This window comes from Phenylobacterium sp. P4_E10 (assembly GCF_056401675.1).
This window is the reverse complement of record NZ_JBFUIW010000008.1, coordinates 130,400-148,541: the sequence shown is the minus strand read 5'-3', so window position 1 is coordinate 148,541 and position 18,142 is coordinate 130,400. Positions and strand designations below refer to the sequence as shown.

Annotated in this window: 18 protein-coding genes; 7 read left to right on the top strand and 11 right to left on the bottom strand. The window is 67.4% G+C overall.

The features are described from left to right. Window positions 1-28 precede the first annotated feature (28 nt). The 6 genes from rlmH (at window position 29) to AC1DQJ_RS11610 (ending at window position 5,466) form a co-directional block, all read left to right on the top strand. A complete protein-coding gene (gene rlmH, locus AC1DQJ_RS11635; RefSeq protein WP_477603381.1) occupies window positions 29-493 on the top strand; it encodes a 23S rRNA (pseudouridine(1915)-N(3))-methyltransferase RlmH in 465 nt (154 codons plus the stop codon). Between the two features lie 20 nt (window positions 494-513). Next, entirely contained in the window at window positions 514-1,377 is an 864-nt protein-coding gene (locus tag AC1DQJ_RS11630; RefSeq protein ID WP_477603379.1) for a murein hydrolase activator EnvC family protein, read from the top strand. 92 nt (window positions 1,378-1,469) lie between these two features. Next, window positions 1,470-2,873, top strand: coding sequence for a S41 family peptidase (locus AC1DQJ_RS11625; protein WP_477603377.1), 1,404 nt, complete (start codon window positions 1,470-1,472; stop codon window positions 2,871-2,873). A gap of 163 nt (window positions 2,874-3,036) precedes the next feature. Next, the gene (locus tag AC1DQJ_RS11620; protein WP_477603375.1) at window positions 3,037-4,185 is read left to right on the top strand and encodes a divergent polysaccharide deacetylase family protein; all 1,149 of its coding nucleotides are present in this window, start codon (window positions 3,037-3,039) and stop codon (window positions 4,183-4,185) included. Window positions 4,186-4,195: 10 nt separating this feature from the next. Beyond that, the gene (locus AC1DQJ_RS11615; protein WP_477603373.1) at window positions 4,196-4,687 is read left to right on the top strand and encodes an RNA pyrophosphohydrolase; all 492 of its coding nucleotides are present in this window, start codon (window positions 4,196-4,198) and stop codon (window positions 4,685-4,687) included. Window positions 4,688-4,698: 11 nt separating this feature from the next. After that, on the top strand, window positions 4,699-5,466 hold the full coding sequence (locus tag AC1DQJ_RS11610) for an alpha/beta fold hydrolase (RefSeq protein ID WP_477603371.1): 768 nt from the start codon (window positions 4,699-4,701) through the stop codon (window positions 5,464-5,466). A gap of 10 nt (window positions 5,467-5,476) precedes the next feature. Here the strand turns inward: AC1DQJ_RS11610 and AC1DQJ_RS11605 are convergent, their stop codons facing one another. The 11 genes from AC1DQJ_RS11605 to AC1DQJ_RS11555 form a co-directional block, all read right to left on the bottom strand. Further along, the gene (locus tag AC1DQJ_RS11605; RefSeq protein ID WP_477603369.1) at window positions 5,477-7,411 is read right to left on the bottom strand and encodes a S9 family peptidase; all 1,935 of its coding nucleotides are present in this window, start codon (window positions 7,409-7,411) and stop codon (window positions 5,477-5,479) included. A gap of 78 nt (window positions 7,412-7,489) precedes the next feature. Next, a complete protein-coding gene (sugE, locus tag AC1DQJ_RS11600; protein ID WP_477603367.1) occupies window positions 7,490-7,816 on the bottom strand; it encodes a quaternary ammonium compound efflux SMR transporter SugE in 327 nt (108 codons plus the stop codon). A gap of 110 nt (window positions 7,817-7,926) precedes the next feature. Further along, window positions 7,927-8,559: a hypothetical protein gene (locus AC1DQJ_RS11595; RefSeq protein ID WP_477603366.1), complete on the bottom strand. Its 633-nt coding sequence runs from the start codon at window positions 8,557-8,559 to the stop codon at window positions 7,927-7,929. A gap of 168 nt (window positions 8,560-8,727) precedes the next feature. Beyond that, window positions 8,728-8,994 (bottom strand): ATP synthase F1 subunit epsilon, encoded by a 267-nt coding sequence (locus AC1DQJ_RS11590; protein WP_477603364.1) that lies wholly within the window; start codon window positions 8,992-8,994, stop codon window positions 8,728-8,730. Window positions 8,995-8,999: 5 nt separating this feature from the next. Continuing rightward, window positions 9,000-10,592, bottom strand: a complete 1,593-nt coding sequence (gene atpD / locus AC1DQJ_RS11585; RefSeq protein WP_477603362.1) for a F0F1 ATP synthase subunit beta — start codon at window positions 10,590-10,592, stop codon at window positions 9,000-9,002. An 18-nt stretch (window positions 10,593-10,610) separates the two neighbouring features. After that, window positions 10,611-11,480 (bottom strand): F0F1 ATP synthase subunit gamma, encoded by an 870-nt coding sequence (locus tag AC1DQJ_RS11580; protein ID WP_477603360.1) that lies wholly within the window; start codon window positions 11,478-11,480, stop codon window positions 10,611-10,613. Window positions 11,481-11,499: 19 nt separating this feature from the next. Then, entirely contained in the window at window positions 11,500-13,035 is a 1,536-nt protein-coding gene (gene atpA / locus AC1DQJ_RS11575; RefSeq protein ID WP_477603358.1) for a F0F1 ATP synthase subunit alpha, read from the bottom strand. A gap of 4 nt (window positions 13,036-13,039) precedes the next feature. Next, window positions 13,040-13,594 carry a F0F1 ATP synthase subunit delta gene (locus tag AC1DQJ_RS11570; RefSeq protein WP_477603356.1) on the bottom strand — a complete coding sequence of 185 codons (555 nt, stop codon included), beginning with the start codon at window positions 13,592-13,594 and terminating at the stop codon, window positions 13,040-13,042. Window positions 13,595-13,780: 186 nt separating this feature from the next. Beyond that, on the bottom strand, window positions 13,781-14,080 hold the full coding sequence (locus AC1DQJ_RS11565; protein ID WP_477603354.1) for a PaaI family thioesterase: 300 nt from the start codon (window positions 14,078-14,080) through the stop codon (window positions 13,781-13,783). Between the two features lie 157 nt (window positions 14,081-14,237). After that, window positions 14,238-14,579, bottom strand: coding sequence for a DUF8200 family protein (locus AC1DQJ_RS11560; RefSeq protein ID WP_477603352.1), 342 nt, complete (start codon window positions 14,577-14,579; stop codon window positions 14,238-14,240). Window positions 14,580-14,902: 323 nt separating this feature from the next. Next, on the bottom strand, window positions 14,903-15,910 hold the full coding sequence (locus AC1DQJ_RS11555) for a MerR family transcriptional regulator (protein WP_477603350.1): 1,008 nt from the start codon (window positions 15,908-15,910) through the stop codon (window positions 14,903-14,905). A gap of 252 nt (window positions 15,911-16,162) precedes the next feature. On the opposite strand from AC1DQJ_RS11555, the gene AC1DQJ_RS11550 reads away from it, so the two are divergent. Next, window positions 16,163-18,139: a transglycosylase domain-containing protein gene (locus AC1DQJ_RS11550; protein ID WP_477603348.1), complete on the top strand. Its 1,977-nt coding sequence runs from the start codon at window positions 16,163-16,165 to the stop codon at window positions 18,137-18,139. The last annotated feature ends 3 nt before the right edge of the window (window positions 18,140-18,142 follow it).

Genomic DNA, 18,142 nt, shown 5'->3' with positions numbered 1-18,142 from the left:
CGGTCAGCAGACTGGCTGACCCCGATTCATGAAAATCGCCATCCTTGCCATCGGCCGCCTGCCGCGGTCGCCGGAAGTCGAGCTCGTGAAGCTCTATGTCGACCGCGCGACCGCCGCCGGGCGCTCGCTGGGTCTTGGCCCGGTCGAAGTGATCGAGGTCGAGGCCCGCAAGCCGGGCAAGGTTGCCGAGGCTGAGGTCCTGCGCCCCCACCTGGAGGGTGCTCACGTCATCGTCTGCGACGAGCATGGGGCCGCGCGCCCCTCGCGCGCCTTCGCCGCCGAGATCGCCCGACTGCGCGACGACGGCGCGCGGCGTCTGGTCTTCGTGATCGGCGGGGCCGACGGCCTCGATCCCGACCTGCTGGCCCAGGCCAACGGCAAGCTCGCCTTCGGGCCGCAGACCTGGCCGCACGCCCTGGCCCGCGCCATGCTGGCCGAACAGGTCTACCGCGCCGTCACCATTCTGGCCGGCGGACCCTATCACCGCGATTGAGGGTCGATGCGGCGCGCGATATGCCTCGTTCCATGATCCGCCGCGGCCTCGCCCTGCCTGCGACCTGCGCCGTGGCTGTGAGCCTGACGGTCGCCGCCTTCGCTTACGCCGCCAGCGACAGCCAGATGCGGCTCGAGCGGTTGAACGTCCGCGAGACCATGCTGAACGCCGAGCAGGGCCGAAACCTCAACCGAATGGCGCGGCTGCTCACCGCCTTGGCCCAGTTCCGCCGCGATCCGCCACCGGCCCTGCTGGTCAGCCCGGGCGACGCCACCGATGCGGTGCGGGCCGCCATCCTGGTCAAGGCGATCACGCCGGAACTGCAGAAGCGGGCCAAGCTCTACGCCGCCGAGGCCACTGAGATCGCCCGCCAGCGCCGCCTCGCCGCCGTGGCCAGCGAGGCGCTGTTCACCTCCGACTCCGAACTGGCCGAGCACCGTGAGCGCCTCGAAGCCACTCCGCCGGGCGCGGCGCCGCTCGAGGGCGGGCCGATCACCCCGCCAGTCTCGCTGATGGTCCCCGTCGATGGTCCGATCATCCAGAAGTTCGGCGCGGACCTGAACGGCGGCGGCGAAGCTTCCGGCGTCACCCTGACCGCCGCCAAGGGCGCCCGGGTCGTCGCGCCGGGAGCGGGTCTCGTCCAATATGTGGGGCCTGTTAAGGGTTGGGGGGTCATTTTGATCTTGCGGCTGGCCGGTGGATACCATTTGGTTCTGGCTGGACTGGATCGAGCGACCGTCGGTATCGGACAATCGGTCGCGGCTGGTGCGCCTGTCGGGTGGATGACTGATGGACGAGAGTCCCCATCTGAAGTCTATCTGGAAGTCCGCGAGCGGGGCGTTCCCGTCGACCCGGCCCGGTGGCTGGGAGAACAGGCCCAATAGACCGAACCAATTCCGCCGGAATTGTCACGGAACATGGGTTCAGGAACGTCGAGCGACGCGGTCTCGTCGCAAGGGAGGCTCAAGAGCCTGATATGCGTAAGTATCTACTGATCGGTGTTTCGGCGTTCGTGCTTGGCGCGGGGTCGATGGCCTATGTGAGCCAACAGGCTCTCGCCTCGGCTCAGCAGCCCAAGGCCAAGACCTACAAAATGCTGGAACTGTTCGGGGACGTGCTCGACACGGTCGAACGCCAGTACGTCACCGAGGTGGACGATCAGAAACTGATCGAGGCGGCCATCGACGGCATGCTGACCTCGCTCGACCCGCATTCGGGCTATCTGAACCCTGACAGCTTCGACGACATGCGCGATCAGACCCGCGGCGAGTACGGCGGGCTGGGGCTGGAAGTCACCAGCGAAGAGGGCGTGGTCAAGGTCATCTCGCCGATGGATGGCACTCCGGCCTTCAAGGCTGGCGTGAAGCCGGGCGACTTCATCACCGCCGTCAACGGCGAGAGCGTGCTGGGCCTGTCGGTCAATGAGGCCGTCAAGCAGATGCGCGGCAAGCCGGGCGAGACGGTCACCCTGACCATCGCCCGCGAGAAGGTCGATCCCTTCGACGTGAAGATCGTCCGCGAGGTCATCAAGCCCAAGTCCGCCACCGCCAAGATGGAAGGCGACTACGGCTACCTGCGGGTCTCCGGCTTCAACGAGAAAACCACTGACGAGGCTGAGGCCGCCCTGGCCGATCTGCGGGCCAAGAACCCGAAGATGAAGGGCCTGATCCTCGACCTGCGCAACAACCCCGGCGGTCTGCTCGACCAGGCGGTCGGCATCTCCGACATGTTCCTGGAGGGCGGCGAGATCGTTTCCCAGCGCGGCCGCGATCCGCGCGACATCGAACGCTACAATGCCCGCGCGGGCGACGTGACCGGCGGTCTGCCCATGGTGGTGCTGGTCAATTCCGGCTCCGCGTCGGCGGCCGAGATCGTCGCCGGCGCTCTGCAGGACCGCAAGCGGGCCGAGGTCGTGGGCCTGACCACCTTCGGCAAGGGCTCGGTGCAGACCGTGATCCCGCTGCGCGGCGGCATGGACGGCGCGCTGAAGCTGACCACGGCGCGCTACTACACGCCGTCGGGCCGTTCGATCCAGAAGACCGGCATCGAGCCAGACCTCGAAGTGGCCGAGAGCCGCGATCAGGCCCAGCGCATCGCCAACCGCGCCTTCCAGTTCTCGGAAGCCTCGTTCCGCAACGCGCTGAACGCCGAGGAGGGCAAGGCCCGCCGTGGCGCGCACGTGCCGGCCGAGGCGCCGCCCGAGGCCTTCGACGAGGACAAGGGCGACTTCCAGATGGCCCGCGCCAAGGACGTGCTGAAGTACGGCTCTGTCGCGGCGACCCCGAAACTGCCCAAGCCGGCGCCCAAGATGGCGGCTGTCGTGACCCCCAAGGCGCTGCCCTCGGCGGCCCTCGAAAAGGCCGCGCCCGACAAGAAGTAAACGGCCCACGCGCGGCCGATTCCTAACCCACTGATTCAAGGCCCTTTTCGCCCAGCGAAAAGGGCCTTTTAGTTAACGGCGGCCCGGCAAATGTTCACTGTATAAGTCGTTTGTTAACCATATTTGCGGAGGCTCCAATGCCGGAACGTTCCGTGATCATGTGATGTTTTCAAAGAAGCAATTCGCCCACGCCGCCGCTGCGCCTACGCCCGGGCCTCAGTTCACGGACGCAGCCCTGCGCGCCCTTTCCAACCCCTATGTCGGGGCCAGCGCAGCGGGCGGTCTGTTCCTCCTCGTCCTGTTGACCCTGGTCGCCCTGATCGGCGACCCGCGGGCCAGTTCACCGGTTGTGCGCCTATCGTTGGCGAAGATCGCAGGCCCGGCCACACCCGACGGCTGGCGCGAAGCCCTGGTTCGCGGCGACGGCCCGCCGACCGTCACCGAGGACATCTTCCGCCTCTCCGAGACGCCGATCGGCGCTGATGGCGCCTTCGAAGCCACCATCACGATGGAGGGCGGGCGGCCGTTCCACGCCGCAGATCCCCTGCCCCAAGCGCCGCTGGCCGGCTTCCACAGCCAGGGCCCCAGCGGCCCGCTGCCGATCATCGCCGCCAACGGCAAGACGCCGGCTGAGGCCTACGCGCGGCCCTTCACGCCCAACGGCCGCCCGAAGGTCGCGCTAGTGATCGGCGGCCTTGGCCTCAACGCCGCCGCCACTCGCCAGGCCATCGACACCCTGCCGCCAGAGATCACCCTCTCCTTCGTGCCCTATTCGGAAGGCCTGCAAGGCTGGATCGACCTGGCCCGCGCCGCCGGTCACGAGGTGCTGCTGGAAGCCCCGATGGAGCCAAGTGACTACCCGGACAACGATCCGGGCCCCTACACCCTAATGGCCGACGCTCCTGGCTCGGAGACCGTCAAGAAGCTGGAATGGGTGCTCTCGCGCGCCACAGGCTATTTTGGGGTCACCAACTATCTCGGCTCGCGGTTCATGACCTCGGACGCCGGCATGGGCGCGTTCCTCACCGCCCTGCGCGGACGGGGCCTCGCCTTCATCGACGACGGCCAGGCCTCGCGCCGCAGCGGCCCGGGCCGCGCCTCGGCGATCCGCATCATCGACGAGCAGCTGTCCGGCGAAGCCATCGACCAGCAATTGCTGGCGGTCGAAGCTGGGTCTCTGCAGCACGGCCAGGCTCTGGGATCGGGCTTCGCCTACCCGGTGACGTTGTCGCAGGTCGCAAAATGGGCTGAAACGGTCGAATCTAGGGGTTATCAACTCGCTCCGGCTTCCGCTTTGGCCTCACGTCGTTAAATGGTTTGAGATGACCGACCTGTCCGCCTATCGCCCGAACGTCGGAGTGGTGCTCTTCCACCCCGATGGGCGCGTGTGGCTGGGGCGCCGGTGCGGGACCCCGGGCCCCTACAACTGGCAGTTCCCGCAAGGCGGCGTCGATGCGGGTGAAGACCTCTACATCGCCGCGCGCCGCGAACTCGCCGAAGAGACCGGCGTGACGACCACCACCCTGCTCGGCCGCACCGACGGCTGGCTGGCTTACGACTTCCCGCCCGATCACAACGGCTCGAAGATCGCCAAGGGCTGGAAGGGCCAACGCCAGGTCTGGTTCGCGCTGCGCTTTGACGGCGAGGAGAGCGAGATCGACCTGTCCGGCGACGACCATCCCGAGTTCGAGGCCTGGCGCTGGGGCCGCCTCGACGAAGCTCCCGACCTGGTGGTGCCGTTCAAGCAGGCGATCTATCGGCAGGTCGCCGCCGCCTTCCACGACTTCGCTGGCCTGCCCGGCCGCGCGGCCTGACGCCGCCGATCATGGGAAAATCAGCAGCGCCGGTTGTGATGGTGCACGGCGCGTTCTGCGGCGGCTGGGCGTTCGAACGCCTGCGCGGGCCGTTCGAAGCCGCGGGCCACCCGGTGCTCACCCCCGACCTGCGCGGTCATGCCGACAGCGACGGCTCCTCAGCCGTGGTGGGACTGTCGATGGCCGACTATGCGCGCGATATCGCCGCCCTCTGCGCCGCCCAGGACCAGGCTCCGATCCTGCTGGGTCATTCGATGGGCGGACTTGTGGCCGCCATGGCCGCCCGCCGCACCAAGGTGCGGGCCCTGGTCCTGCTGGCCCCGTCCGCGCCCTGGGGCGTAACCGCCTCGTCGATGGAAGAGGCCGCGACCGCCGTCGGCCTGCACCTGCTCGGACCGTTCTGGGCGCAGAGCGTGCCGCCGGACCGCAACCTGGCGCGTAGCTACAGCCTCGACCGGATGCCCAATGCCGAGCGCGAGGCCGCCGTCGCCCGCATGCGCGCCGAGAGCGGACGCGCGTTATGGGAGACGCTCAACTGGTGGCTGGACCCGTTCCTGACCACCAGCCTAGGCGACGGGGTGCGCGCGCCCTGCCTAGTGATCGGCGGTGATCGCGACGTGGTCCATCCGCCGACCACCGTGCGCCAAACGGCCACCCGCCTGGGCGCCGAGTTCATCGAAGCCCCCGGCATGAGTCACTGGCTGCTGGGCGAGCCCGGCTGGGAAGAGGTCGCCGAGATCGCCCTGGCCTGGCTGGAGGACGTCCCCGAGCCGGCCTGACCTGCCAGGGTTACTGCCCGGTCCCCAGGACCTTCTTCAGGAACACGATCTCGGCGCCGCGCACCGCCTCGGCGTTTTGCTTCTTGCTGACCCCATGGCCCTCGTCCTTGGCCAGCACGTACCAGACCTCTGTCCCCTGGGCGCGCAGCTTGCCGACCATCTGCTCGGACTCGGTCTGCGGCACCCGCGGGTCGTTAGCGCCCTGATAGACCATCATCGGCTTCTTCATCCGCTCGCTCATGTGCAGCGGCGAGATCTTGTCGAACACCGCCTTCATCTTCGGCACCCGCTCGTCGCCGTACTCGACCCGGCGCAGTTCGCGGCGATAGCCCTCGGTGTTCTGCAAGAAGGTCGTCCAGTTGGAGATGCCGTAGAGGTCGATCGCGCCGGCGATGCGGTCGTTGTAGTGCGCCGCCACCGCCAGCGACATGTAGCCGCCATAGGATTGGCCGACGATCGCCACGCGGCTGGCGTCCAGGTCCGGCTGTTTGGCCACCCAGTCCAGCAGCGCGCCGATGTCCTTCACCGAATCCTCGCGCTTCTCGGCGTTGTCGAGGTCGAGATAGGTCTTGCCGTAGCCGGTGGAGCCGCGGACGTTCGGGATGATCACCGCCGCCCCGACCTCGTTCACCCAGGACTGGCGGCGCGGATTGAAGCTGGGCTGCTCCTGGCCTTCGGGACCGCCATGGATCTGGATGACCACCGGCAGCTTCTCACCGGCCTTGGCCTGCGGCTTGTAGATGAAGGCCGGGATCGAGCGCTTGTCGAAGGTCTGGTAGCGGAACAGCGTCGGCTCGACGAGCTTGGCGGGGTCAAGGCCGCCCAGCTCGCTCTGCGTCCAGCCCACCAGCTTGCCGTCGGCCAGGTCGAAGCTCCAGACGTCGCCCGACGAGGTCGAGGTCGACAGGCTGAACCCCAGTTGCTTGCCGTTTGGCGAGAAGCCCATGCCGGTCATCACGCCCAGCGGCAGCTTCGGCGCGGGCAGCGCCTTGCCGGTGGCGACCTCCTTGAGGGCGATGCGGGAGAAGCCTTCCTCATTGACCAGGTAGGCGATCACCGCCCCGTCGGGCGAAAGCTTGAAGTCCTCCACCGGCCACTTCGCGCCCGGCTCAAGGTCGCGGGCGGCGCCGGTGGCGATGTCCAGCACCACAGGGCGGGTCATGTCGGAGCCGTCGTCGGAGAGCGTGACGACCGCGGCGCCGTCGGCGGTGAAAGCGCCCCCCTGATAGCCGACCTTGCGGCCGGTCGGGCCCACGGGCTTGAGCGCTCCGCTGCCCAGGTCCAGGACGAACAGCTCGGTGTGGGTGGCCGAGTGCGAGCGGCTGAGCAGCAGCGACTTGCCGTCGGCGGACATGTCCTCGACCGACATCGCGCCCGTGCCCTCATGGACGACGCGGCGACCGCCGGGATTGTCCACCGCAGCCAACACGATGTCGTAGTTGGGATCGCCCGGGGTCACCTGGCTCCAGGCGACCTGCTTGCCGTCCTTCGAGAACACGAAGCCGGAATTGCGGGTCTGCGGCGCGGTCAGCTGGGCCTCTGTCCCGGTCAGGCTGCGCAGATAGGCCTGGTAATACTCCGCCCCGCCGACGTCGCGCAGATAGAGGAAGGCTGCGGCGCCCGGCCGCGTCTGGGCCAGGTTCACCGGCTCGTTGAAGAAGGTCAGCTGGGTTCGGGCCGCGCCGGGAGCGGCGACCCTATGGATCTGGCTCACATCGCCGAAGCGGGTCGCGATCAGGATCGAACCGTCGCCCATCCAGTCTTCGAACACCGCCGAGCGGGCGTTGTAGTACGGGGCGATGGTCGCCTTCAGCGCATCAGGGGTTTCTGGCACACCGTCATAGACGATCTGGCCGACTTGGCGCTTGGCCGGTTCGGCGGCGGGTGCGGCGGCGGCGCAGGCGAAGGCGAGGACGGTTCCAAGCAGCAGGGCGCGCGTCGTCATCGGTGGAAAAGCTCCAAACAGCGAAGGTAGGATTTGGAGGGACCCTGGCGGCGCCGGGCGCCCTCCGTCAATCGGAGATCATTGCGTCGGCGTTCCGAAGAACTTCAGGCCCAGAATGCCGCTGACGATCAGCCCGACGCAGACCAGCCGGACCACGGTGGCCGGCTCTTTGAACAGCACGATCCCGAGGATGACGGTCCCCACAGCGCCGATCCCGGTCCACACCGCATAGGCGGTGCCGAGCGGCAGTGATTTCACCGCGACGCCAAGCAGGGCCATCGAGATCACCAGGCTGATTCCGGTGAAGATGGTCGGCCACAAGCGGGTGAACCCGTCCGTGTATTTGAGGCCGACAGCCCAACCGATTTCGCAAAGACCTGCAACGAACAGAACAACCCACGCCATGGCTTGCGCCTCCTAGCTGATGGGGTCGTCCCCGGGGATAAAGCAAAGGCGCGGGGGTCGTCCCCCGCGCCTGATCTAGATAGGTCGCCGCAGGGCGACCGCCAGAGGTCTTAGAACTTGCGTTCCGAGTAGAGCACTTCGCCCAAGTCCCACTTGGCATTGGCCGGCGAACCGTCCGGCTTCTTCAGCTGCAGGAACACCAGGCCGATCGACTCGTGGTCGGTGAAGTACTCCCACGAGTTGGTGATGCGCTTGTAGTCGGTGGCCGGCACGAAGTCGTTCCGCTGCTGGATCAGCTCGGGCTTGTGCAGGAAGGAGAAGATGTTGAGGCCGACGATGATCGGCTTCTCACCGTTGATCTCGTAGTTGATCGTGATCCGGCAGACGTCCTTGTTGGACCCCTGCGGCCAGATCGTCAGGGTGTAGGGCTTGGCGACCAGGGTGCCGACATAGGCGCCGTCGCGCTTGTTCAGCTTGTAGCCTTCCATGGCGCCGGCCAGCGACTTGAAGTCGCCGCCCTTCACCAGCGGTTTGCAGACGCGGTTGATGACGTCGATGATCTGGCCTTCGGCGCCGGTGGTCGGCAGCACGTAGGTCTTTTCAGCGGCCGGCGGAGCGGCGGCCGGCGCGGCCGCCTCGGGAGCCGGGGCCGGAGCGGCCGGAGCGGCTTCAGGCGCGGGCTGGGCGGTGGCCGCCGTGGCGAGGCCGGCGAGAGCAATCAGACTGACGATGGCGGTGCGCATGGCGGATCCCTAACTAAACCGTGCCGCATAACACTCGAAACAGGCCGTCCCTCGCAAGTCCCCTAGCGAAGCAATTAGTCCTATCGGTGGCGATTAGCCGGGCGCGGGGCACGTTCGCGCCGGCCGAATCAGAAAAAAGGCCCCGGCGAGCGGGGCCTTCAATCCGTTTTAGGCGGCCACTTCCTGCGCCTGTTCGGCGAGGATGGTCAGGCCTTCGGGGGTCACGTCGGCGAAACCGCCTTCGATCGCAAAGACCTTTACGGCGCCGCCGCTATAGACCTTCACCTGGCCGACCTTCAGCGTCGTCATGAACGGCGCGTGGTCGGCCAGCACGCCGAAGTCGCCCTCGGCGCCCGGCGCGTCGACCTGATCGACCTCACCGGAGAACAGTTCGCGTTCCGGTGAGACCAGGGAGAAGTGGAGCTTGCCAGCCATCAGTCTTAGGCTTCCGCAGCCAGCTTTTCAGCCTTGGCCACAGCGTCTTCGATGGTGCCGACGTTGTAGAAGGCCGCTTCCGGCAGGTGGTCGTATTCGCCGTCGACCACCGCCTTGAACGAGCGGATGGTGTCTTCGAGCGAGACGAAGATGCCCGGCATGTTGGTGAACTGCTCGGCCACGTGGAACGGCTGGCTGAGGAACTTCTGGATCTTCCGGGCGCGGGCCACGGTCAGCTTGTCCTCTTCCGACAGTTCGTCCATGCCCAGGATGGCGATGATGTCCTTCAGGGCCTTGTAGGCCTGCAGGGTTTCCTGGACGCGACGGGCGACCGCGTAGTGTTCGTCGCCGATCACCAGCGGGTCCATGATCCGCGAGGTCGAGTCCAGCGGGTCCACGGCCGGGAAGATGGCCTGGGCCGCGATGTCACGCGACAGAACGGTGGTGGCGTCCAAGTGGGCGAACGAAGCGGCCGGAGCCGGGTCGGTCAGGTCGTCGGCGGGAACGTAGATGGCCTGGACCGAGGTAATCGAACCCTTGGAGGTCGAGGTGATGCGCTCCTGCAGGTTGCCCATCTCGGTGGCCAGGGTGGGCTGATAGCCCACGGCCGACGGGATACGGCCCAGCAGCGCGGACACTTCCGAGCCGGCTTGGGTGAAGCGGAAGATGTTGTCGATGAAGAGGAGCACGTCCTTGCCCTCTTGGTCGCGGAAGTACTCGGCCTGAGCCAGGCCGGTCAGCGCGACGCGGGCGCGGGCGCCCGGGGGCTCGTTCATCTGGCCGTAGACCAGGGTGCAACGGCTGTCGCCGCCGCCGCCGGGCTGGTTCACGTTCGACTCGATCATCTCGTGATAGAGGTCGTTGCCTTCGCGGGTGCGCTCACCGACGCCGGCCAGCACGGAGTAACCGCCGTAGGCCTTGGCGATGTTGTTGATCAGCTCCTGCATGGTCACGGTCTTACCCACGCCGGCGCCGCCGAACAGGCCGATCTTGCCGCCCTTGGTGTAGGGGCAGAGCAGGTCGATGACCTTAATGCCGGTGACCAGCACTTCGGCCGCGGTCGACTGCTCGGCGAACGAAGGCGCCTCGCGGTGGATCGGCGAGTAGTGCTGGGTGACGATCGGGCCGGCCTCGTCGATCGGATCGCCGATGACGTTCATGATGCGGCCGAGGGTCGCCGGGCCGACCGGGACGGTGATCGAGCGGCCGGTGTCGGTGACCGGCTGGCCGCGGGTCAGGCCCTCGGTGGTGTCCATGGCGATGGTGCGGACGGTGTTTTCACCCAGGTGCTGGGCGACTTCCAGCACCAGGCGGAACGGCGCGCCGGTTCGCTGGTCGGTGTTGGTGGTTTCCAGCGCGTTCATGATCGCCGGCAGGTGGCCCACGAACTCGACGTCGACGACGGCGCCGATGATCTGCGAGATGCGGCCGGTGGCGATGCTGGCGACGGCGGCCGGAGCGGCGGTCGTCTTCTTCGCGGCGGCGGGAGCCTTCGGAGCAGCAGCCTTCGGCGCGGCCTTGGCGGCAGCGGCCTTCGGCGCGGCGGCCGCCTTCGGGGCGGCGGGCTTCTTGGCGGGAGCCTTGGGGGTCGTAGCCATGGGTCGGACTCTTTCGGGTTAGAGCGCTTCGGCGCCGGAGATGATCTCGATCAGCTCCTTGGTAATCTGCGCCTGGCGTGAACGGTTGTATTGCAGGGTGAGGCTGGCGATCATGTCGCCGGCGTTACGCGTGGCGTTGTCCATCGCCGTCATCTGAGCGGCGTAGAACCCAGCCTGGTTCTCGAGCATCGCCGACAGCACCTGAACGGTCAGGTTCCGCGGCAGCAGCGTTTCGAGGATCTGCTCCTCGTCCGGCTCGTACTCGTAGGCCGCGCCCTTCAGGTCGACGGTCGCGCCGCCTGCCTGCACCTGCGCGGGGATCAGCTGGGTCAGGGTCGGCACCTGGGCGACAACCGACTGGAAGCGGCTGAACACCAGGGTCACGACGTCGACCTGCCCGGCTTCGAACAGTTCGGCGATCTTGTCGGCCACCGGCTGAGCCGAGGCCATCGACGGAACGCCGGCCTCGAAGAAGCCGACGAACCGGTCGCCGTACAGACGCTTCAGCTGATCGCGGGCCTTCTTGCCGACGACCAGGATCTTCACATCCTTGCCTTGGCCGACCAGCGAGTTGATCCGTTCGCGCGCGGCGCGGATGATCGAGGTGTTGAAGCCGCCCGCCATGCCGCGGTCGGAGCTCGCCACGACCACCAGATGGCGGTCGTCACGGCCGGTCCCGACCAGCAACTTGGGCGCGCTGTCGCCCGAAACGCCCGACGCCAGGTTGGCGATGACCGAAGCCATGCGCTGGGCGTAAGGCCGGGCGTTCTGCGCAGCGTCCTGCGAGCGGCGAAGTTTCGCCGCCGCCACCATCTGCATCGCCTTCGTGATCTTCTGCGTGGCTTTCACGCTTCCGATCCGATTGCGCATCTCCTTGAGGCTGGCCATCTCCTAAAGCTCCGGCGACTTACGCGAAGCTCTTGGTGAAGGCTTCGAGAGCTTCCTTCAGCTTGGCCTCAGTGTCCGCCTTCAGCTCCTTTTGGGTGCGGATGGCGTCCAGGATGTCCTGGTGCTTGGAGTGCAGGCGGCCGAGCAGTTCGGCTTCGTAGCGGCCGACCTGAGCGGTCGGGATGCCGTCGAGATAGCCGCGGGTGCCGGCGTAGATCACCGCCACCTGCTCTTCGACCGCCAGCGGCGAGTACTGGGCTTGCTTCAGCAGCTCGGTCAGGCGTTCGCCGCGCGCCAGCTGGCGCTGGGTGGTGACGTCGAGGTCCGAGCCGAACTTCGCGAAGGCGGCCATTTCACGATACTGGGCGAGTTCGCCCTTAATCGGGCCGGACGCCTGCTTCATCGCCTTGATCTGGGCCGAGGAGCCCACGCGGCTGACCGAGATGCCGACGTTCACGGCCGGGCGGATGCCCTGGAAGAACAGGTCGGTTTCCAGGAAGATCTGGCCGTCGGTGATCGAGATCACGTTCGTCGGGATGTAGGCCGACACGTCGTTGGCCTGGGTTTCGATGACCGGCAGGGCGGTCAGCGAGCCCGAACCGTTGTCTTCGTTCAGCTTCGCGGCGCGCTCGAGCAGGCGGCTATGCAGATAGAAGACGTCGCCCGGATAGGCTTCGCGGCCCGGCGGACGGCGCAGCAGCAGCGACATCTGACGGTAGGCGACGGCCTGCTTGGAAAGGTCGTCATAGATGATGACGGCGTGCATGCCGTTGTCGCGGAACCACTCGCCCATGGCGCAGCCGGCGAACGGAGCCAGGAACTGCAGCGGGGCGGGTTCCGAGGCGGTCGCCGAGACGACGATGGTGTAGTCCAGGGCGCCGCGCTCTTCGAGCGTCTTGACGATCTGGGCGACGGTCGAACGCTTTTGGCCGATGGCGACGTAGATACAGTAGAGCTTGGCGCTCTCGTCATCGCCGGCGTTGATCGCCTTCTGGTTCAGGATGGTGTCGATCGCCACGGCGGTCTTGCCGGTCTGACGGTCGCCAATGATCAGCTCGCGCTGGCCGCGGCCGACCGGGATCAGCGAGTCGATGGCCTTCAGGCCGGTCTGCACCGGCTCGTGCACGGACTTCCGCGGGATGATGCCCGGCGCCTTCACGTCCACGCGGCGGCGCTCGGCCACGTTCTGGAGCGGGCCCTTGCCGTCGATCGGCTCGCCCAGCGGGTTGACGACGCGGCCCAGCAGGCCCTTGCCGACCGGCACGTCCACGATTTCCGACAGGCGGCGGACTTCGTCGCCTTCCGAAATGGCGCGGTCTTCGCCGAAGATAACGACGCCGACGTTGTCCTTTTCCAGGTTCAGGGCCATGCCCTTCACGCCGGCCTTGGGGAACTCGACCATTTCGCCCGACTGGACGTTGTCGAGGCCGAAGACGCGGGCGATGCCGTCACCGACGGACAGAACCGAACCAACGTCCGAGACGTCAGCTTCTTCGCCGAAATTGGCGATCTGCGACTTGAGGATAGCCGAAATTTCGGCGGCGCGGATGTCCATGGGCTTACGCTCTCTTCAGGGCGAACTTGAGGGAGTCGAGCTTCGAACGCAGCGAAGCATCGAACAGACGGGAACCGACCTGCACCTTGATCCCGCCCAGAAGGGCAGGATCGACGCGGGTCTCGATTTCGGGGTCTTTGCCCAGCGCGGTGCGCAGCGCAGCGGCCACGCCCTTCGACTGGGCGGCGGTGAGCGGAACGGCGGTGGTCACCTGGGCCGAAACCGCGCCACGCGCGTCCGACGCCAGGGCCTCGAAGGCCCTGATCACCGCCGGCAGCGCCGAGGCCCGGCCGTTTGCGGCCAGCAAGCCCAGGAACTTCCGGGTGGTTGGGTTGAGCTTCGCCTTCGCGCCAAGGGCGGCCAAGGCCTTACCCTTGTCGTCGGCGCTGAACGCCGGCGAAGCCAACAAGGAACGCAGGTCCTTGCTGTCGGCGCTCATCTTTTTCAGCGCCCTGAGGTCGGCCTCAACGGCCGACAATTTCTTTTCATCGTTCGCGAGATCGAACAGGGCTTGGGCATATCTGCCGCCCACATTCGAAGCCTTGGAATCGTCCGCCACTTATTTTGTCCGCCCGGTGCGCGCAAAAGATCGCGGCGAAGAGACTCTCCACTGCGACCTAAAGGCTTGAAAGCGCTTGGAAAAGCACATTGGCCATCGAGACTGGTTTAGCCCCTGGCCCGAAGCCGCGCGCCTGATAGCACGCGATTTTGGGCGCCGCAACCGAACCGGCCGCGACACCTTGTATTATGCCGCCTTGGTGATGTCCGTGAGCCTACGGAACACAGCCGAGCCTGTGGCGATTACATCGCCGCTTTCGGTTAGCAGCCGGGCGTAGGCGAAGGCGAGCGTGCGGGTGGCGCGCTCCAGCCCCGCCTCGACGATCACCGCCTGCCCGCTCGCGACCGGCGCGGCGTAGTCGATGGTCAGCGAGACCGGTTCGGCCCCCGCCCCGGCGGCTTCCTCAAGCCCAGGCTCGAGCAGGCGGGCCGCAGCGGCGGGCCCCTCGGGCAGGACGGTTTGTCGGCGGATCAATTCACTGGTCATGTCGGCGGCCTCTTTATGGCCCCGCACGCGCGAGGCCAACCGCTCAGGCCGCCATCCAAAGAAAAAGGGCGCCGGTGACCCGGCGCCCGAAGTTACAGGCTCGACTAAGCTAGCGGCTGGGAGGCGCGCCTAGATGTATGCGCGAACCTGGAAGGCGTTAGCGGTTGGCGACTTCCTGAGCCGGCAGCGCGGCGGTGTTGCACTGCTCGAGCTTGGCGCCTTCCAGTTGCTTGCGGGCGCCGCCGAAGGAGACGATCCCACCGACCTTCTTGGCCACGTCCTTGCAGGTCGAGGCGGCGTAGGTTTGCGAGGAAGGCGCCGCCGCCAGGCAGGTGTCGCCTTCGCAGAGGAAGACGGCGCCGCCGGCGATGAACTTGACCTTCTCGGCGACCGGAGTTTGCAGCTTCACAGTGATCGGATCGTCAGCCAGGGCCGCGCCGGCGGCGAAGGAGACGGACATCAAGGCGGCGCAGGCGGCCGCGAGGGTACGGAGCTTCATCGAAAAGCCCTCCAGCGTTTCGGGGAGAAAAGGCGAGTCCTTGCGGGACACGGCTCGGACCAATCCGGGGATTGCGATCGGTATCCCCACCGACCGCACGAGTTGAACTAAGCATCGCTAAGATAACAGTGTTAAGATCATCGGCAACCGCTTTTTTTGCAACGCGGTTATGCGAAAATGCAGGGGTGCGGAATGTGCGTCGCATTCCTATCTAGGCCGATCACCTCGCGCCGCTTCCTTTCAATAGAAGCATCCCGCGCCGCCAAGCCCCTAGCAAACGATGTCTACGCCGCATGATCCGTGAGCCTCGCTCACGGAGGTGTTCAGGCTGCGTCGGGGCGACGCGCGACCAGGCCTTCGGTCCGCGCCCGCACCTCCGGCGTGGCCAGGCAGGTGGCGACAGCCTCGTACCCCGGCGCGCCGGGATAGGCTGCGACGCGGCTCGGCGGCGCGTGATTGGCCGGGCAGAGGATGATGGCTTCGTCCGGGCCGACCGCCGCCAGGTCGAGGATGGCGCTGGAGCGAGTCATAAGGAATAGCGGCCGGGCGCCGGGACCGCGGCCGCGCAGGTGGGCGATCACGGCTTGCTGTGTGGCCTCGTCCAGCCCCTGCTCGACCATGTCGACGACCACCGGGCCGCTCGCATCCAGCCCGACCAGCAACGCGACCAGCGCCTGCGACACCACCGCTCCGTCCCCGACCAGCCAGGCCAGGTCCCTATCGATCCGCGCCTTGAGGTCTGGATCGGCGTCCAGCCGCGCCGCGCCATGCGCCCGATCGAGACCCAGGAACACCGCCCCCGGCAGCGCCGCCGCCAGCGCCATGGCCAGCCGGGTCTTGCCGCTGCCGAGCGGGCCGATGATGTAGCTCAGCGGCCGGATGTCGCGCAGCTCGAACCGTTCGCCGCCCCAGGGCCAGGGCAGGTCGAAGGCGACGGTCGGTTCGGCGGTGATCAGCCGGGTCAGGTCCGCGGCGTCCGGGGCTTGCCCTTGGACCAGCCTGGCCCGCACCTCGCGGACCTTCTCGACCACGCCGGCCAGTTGCCGGGCCTGGCCCTCCAGCGCCGCTTGGTGCGCGGCCAGGGCCGGCTCCAGATCGCTCGGATCACCGGCCAGAACCCGTGCCGCCTGCGCCAGGCTGAGGCCGAGCGCCCGCAGCACCGCGACCTCGCGCGCGCGCGCCATCTCAAGAGGACCATAGGCGCGCCACCCGGCCGCGGTGCGGACCGGCGCGACCAGGCCCCGCTGCTCATAGAGCCGCAGGGCCTTGGCGGAGACGCCAAGCCTGCGAGCGGCCTCGGCGGGGTTCAGGTATTCGGCGGATGCGCTCACGAATCACCTCGTTGTTGCTGACCGCGAGATTCATGAGAGCGGCCCCAGGGGCCGGGTCAAGCTGGCCGGCCGCGCGCGGAACCGCCGCATTCCGCGAAGGTCGCCGATACCCATCTACTCGTCGCAGACCCGCGTCGCTCGGGACGCCACAGCCACGCTCGTTCACGTCTCGTCAATCATGTCGCGCATTTGGTGCGCCTGAGCTATCTGTCCGCCTCGGGCGGGTAATAGGCGTACTCTTTAGGACCACACATGGCCAAACCAGGACCGGGCCCTCGCCGGCCGGCCCAGCGCACTCCCTTTCAGGCGCTCCTCTATTGGACTGCGGTGCTGGGCGTCTGGGGACTGATTTTCGTCGTCGCCTTCTTCGCGGTGTTCGCGGTCGATCTACCCGACACTTCAAAGCTCTATGACGTCGAGCGCCAGCCGTCGGTGTCCTATCTGGACCAGTCAGGGGCTCTGGTGGCCGTGCGCGGCAGCCAGTACGCGCCGCCGATCGACCTCGACAAGCTGCCGCCCTACGTCCCCAAGGCGTTCATCGCCATCGAGGACCGCTGGTTCTACTGGCACCCGGGCTTCAACCCGTGGGGCATCATCCGCTCCCAGGTCTACAACTGGACTCATCGCGGCGACGGCCCGCTGCGCGGCGGCTCGACCATCACCCAGCAGTTGGCCCGCAACCTCTTCCTGACCCCGGCCCAGAACTACCGGCGCAAGGCCCAGGAGCTGATTCTGGCCGTGTGGCTGGAGGCTAAGTTCTCCAAGAAGGAGATCCTCGCCCTCTATCTGAACCGGGTCTACTTCGGCGGCGGCGCCTACGGTATCGAAGCCGCCTCCCAGCGCTACTTCGGCAAACCCGCCTCTCAGCTGACCCTGGGCGAGAGCGCCCTGCTGGCCGGCATGATGAAGGGGCCCAACCGCTACTCGCCGGTCTCGGCCACCGACCGCGCCGAGCGCCGCGCCACCATCGTGCTCGACGAGATGGTCCGTACCGGCGCGATCACCTCGGCCGAGCGCGACGCCGCCTTCAAGACCCCGGTGCGGGTCAATCCGACCCTGGCCAATCAGCGGGCTCAGTACTTCACAGACTGGGTCGACGATCAGGTGCGCAGCCTGGTGGGCGAGCCGACCGAGGACTTGGTGGTCGAGACCACCCTCGACCTGCCGATCCAGACCGCGGCCGAACTGGCGATCCGCCGCGGCGTGGTGGCGGGCAAGAGCCAGGGGATCGAGCAGGCCGCCTTGGTCGCCATCGACGGCGAGGGCCGGATCCGCGCCTATGTCGGCGGCGCCGACTACGCCGAGAGCCAGTTCGACCGCGCCACCATGGCTCGGCGTCAGGCCGGCTCGGCCTTCAAGCCGTTCGTCTATCTGGCCGCCATGGACGCTGGCCGCACCCCGGCCGACATGGTCGTCGACGAACCGATCACGATCGGCAAGTGGTCGCCGCGCAATTACACCAACGACTTTCGCGGTCCGATGACGCTGCAGACCGCCCTGGCGCAGTCGATCAACACCGTCGCCGCGCGGCTGGCCAACGAGGTCGGCACCGGCAATGTCGCCTCCGCCGCCCAACGGCTGGGCATCAATTCGCATATCCAGCTCGACCCCTCGATGGCGCTCGGCGCCGTCGAGGTCAGCCCCATGGAGATGGCTCAGGCCTACGCCCCGTTCGCCAACGGCGGCTTTCTGGCCAAGGGCTACGGAATCCAGCGGATCCGCACCGCCAGCGGCAAGATCCTCTACGACCACAGCGTCGAAAAGACCGCCCGAACCCAGGTGATCGGCTCGCCGTCGCTGCAATACATGAACCAGATGATGCGCCAGGTGGTGGCGTCGGGCACCGGCACGCGCGCCAAGGTCCCCGGCTACGACCTGGCCGGCAAGACAGGCACCACCAGCGATTATCGCGACGCCTGGTTCGTCGGCTACACCGGCGGCTTCGTGACCGCGGTGTGGGTCGGCAAGGACAACAACAAGCCGATGAAGCGGGTCAGCGGCGGCGGGCCTCCGGCCGGCATCTGGCGCGATTTCATGGGCCAGGCCCTGCCGCGCCTGAAGGTCCAGGCGATTCCCGGCGGCGCCTACGAGCCGCCGCCCTCCAGCGATCCGATCGGCGACCTGGTCGACGGCATCGGCGACGCCATCGGCGCCGTCACCCAACCGTCGGCTCCGTCCCCGGCCCAGACCCAGTCGCCGCAGAAGGCCCCTGAGGACGTCCCCTACTGATCG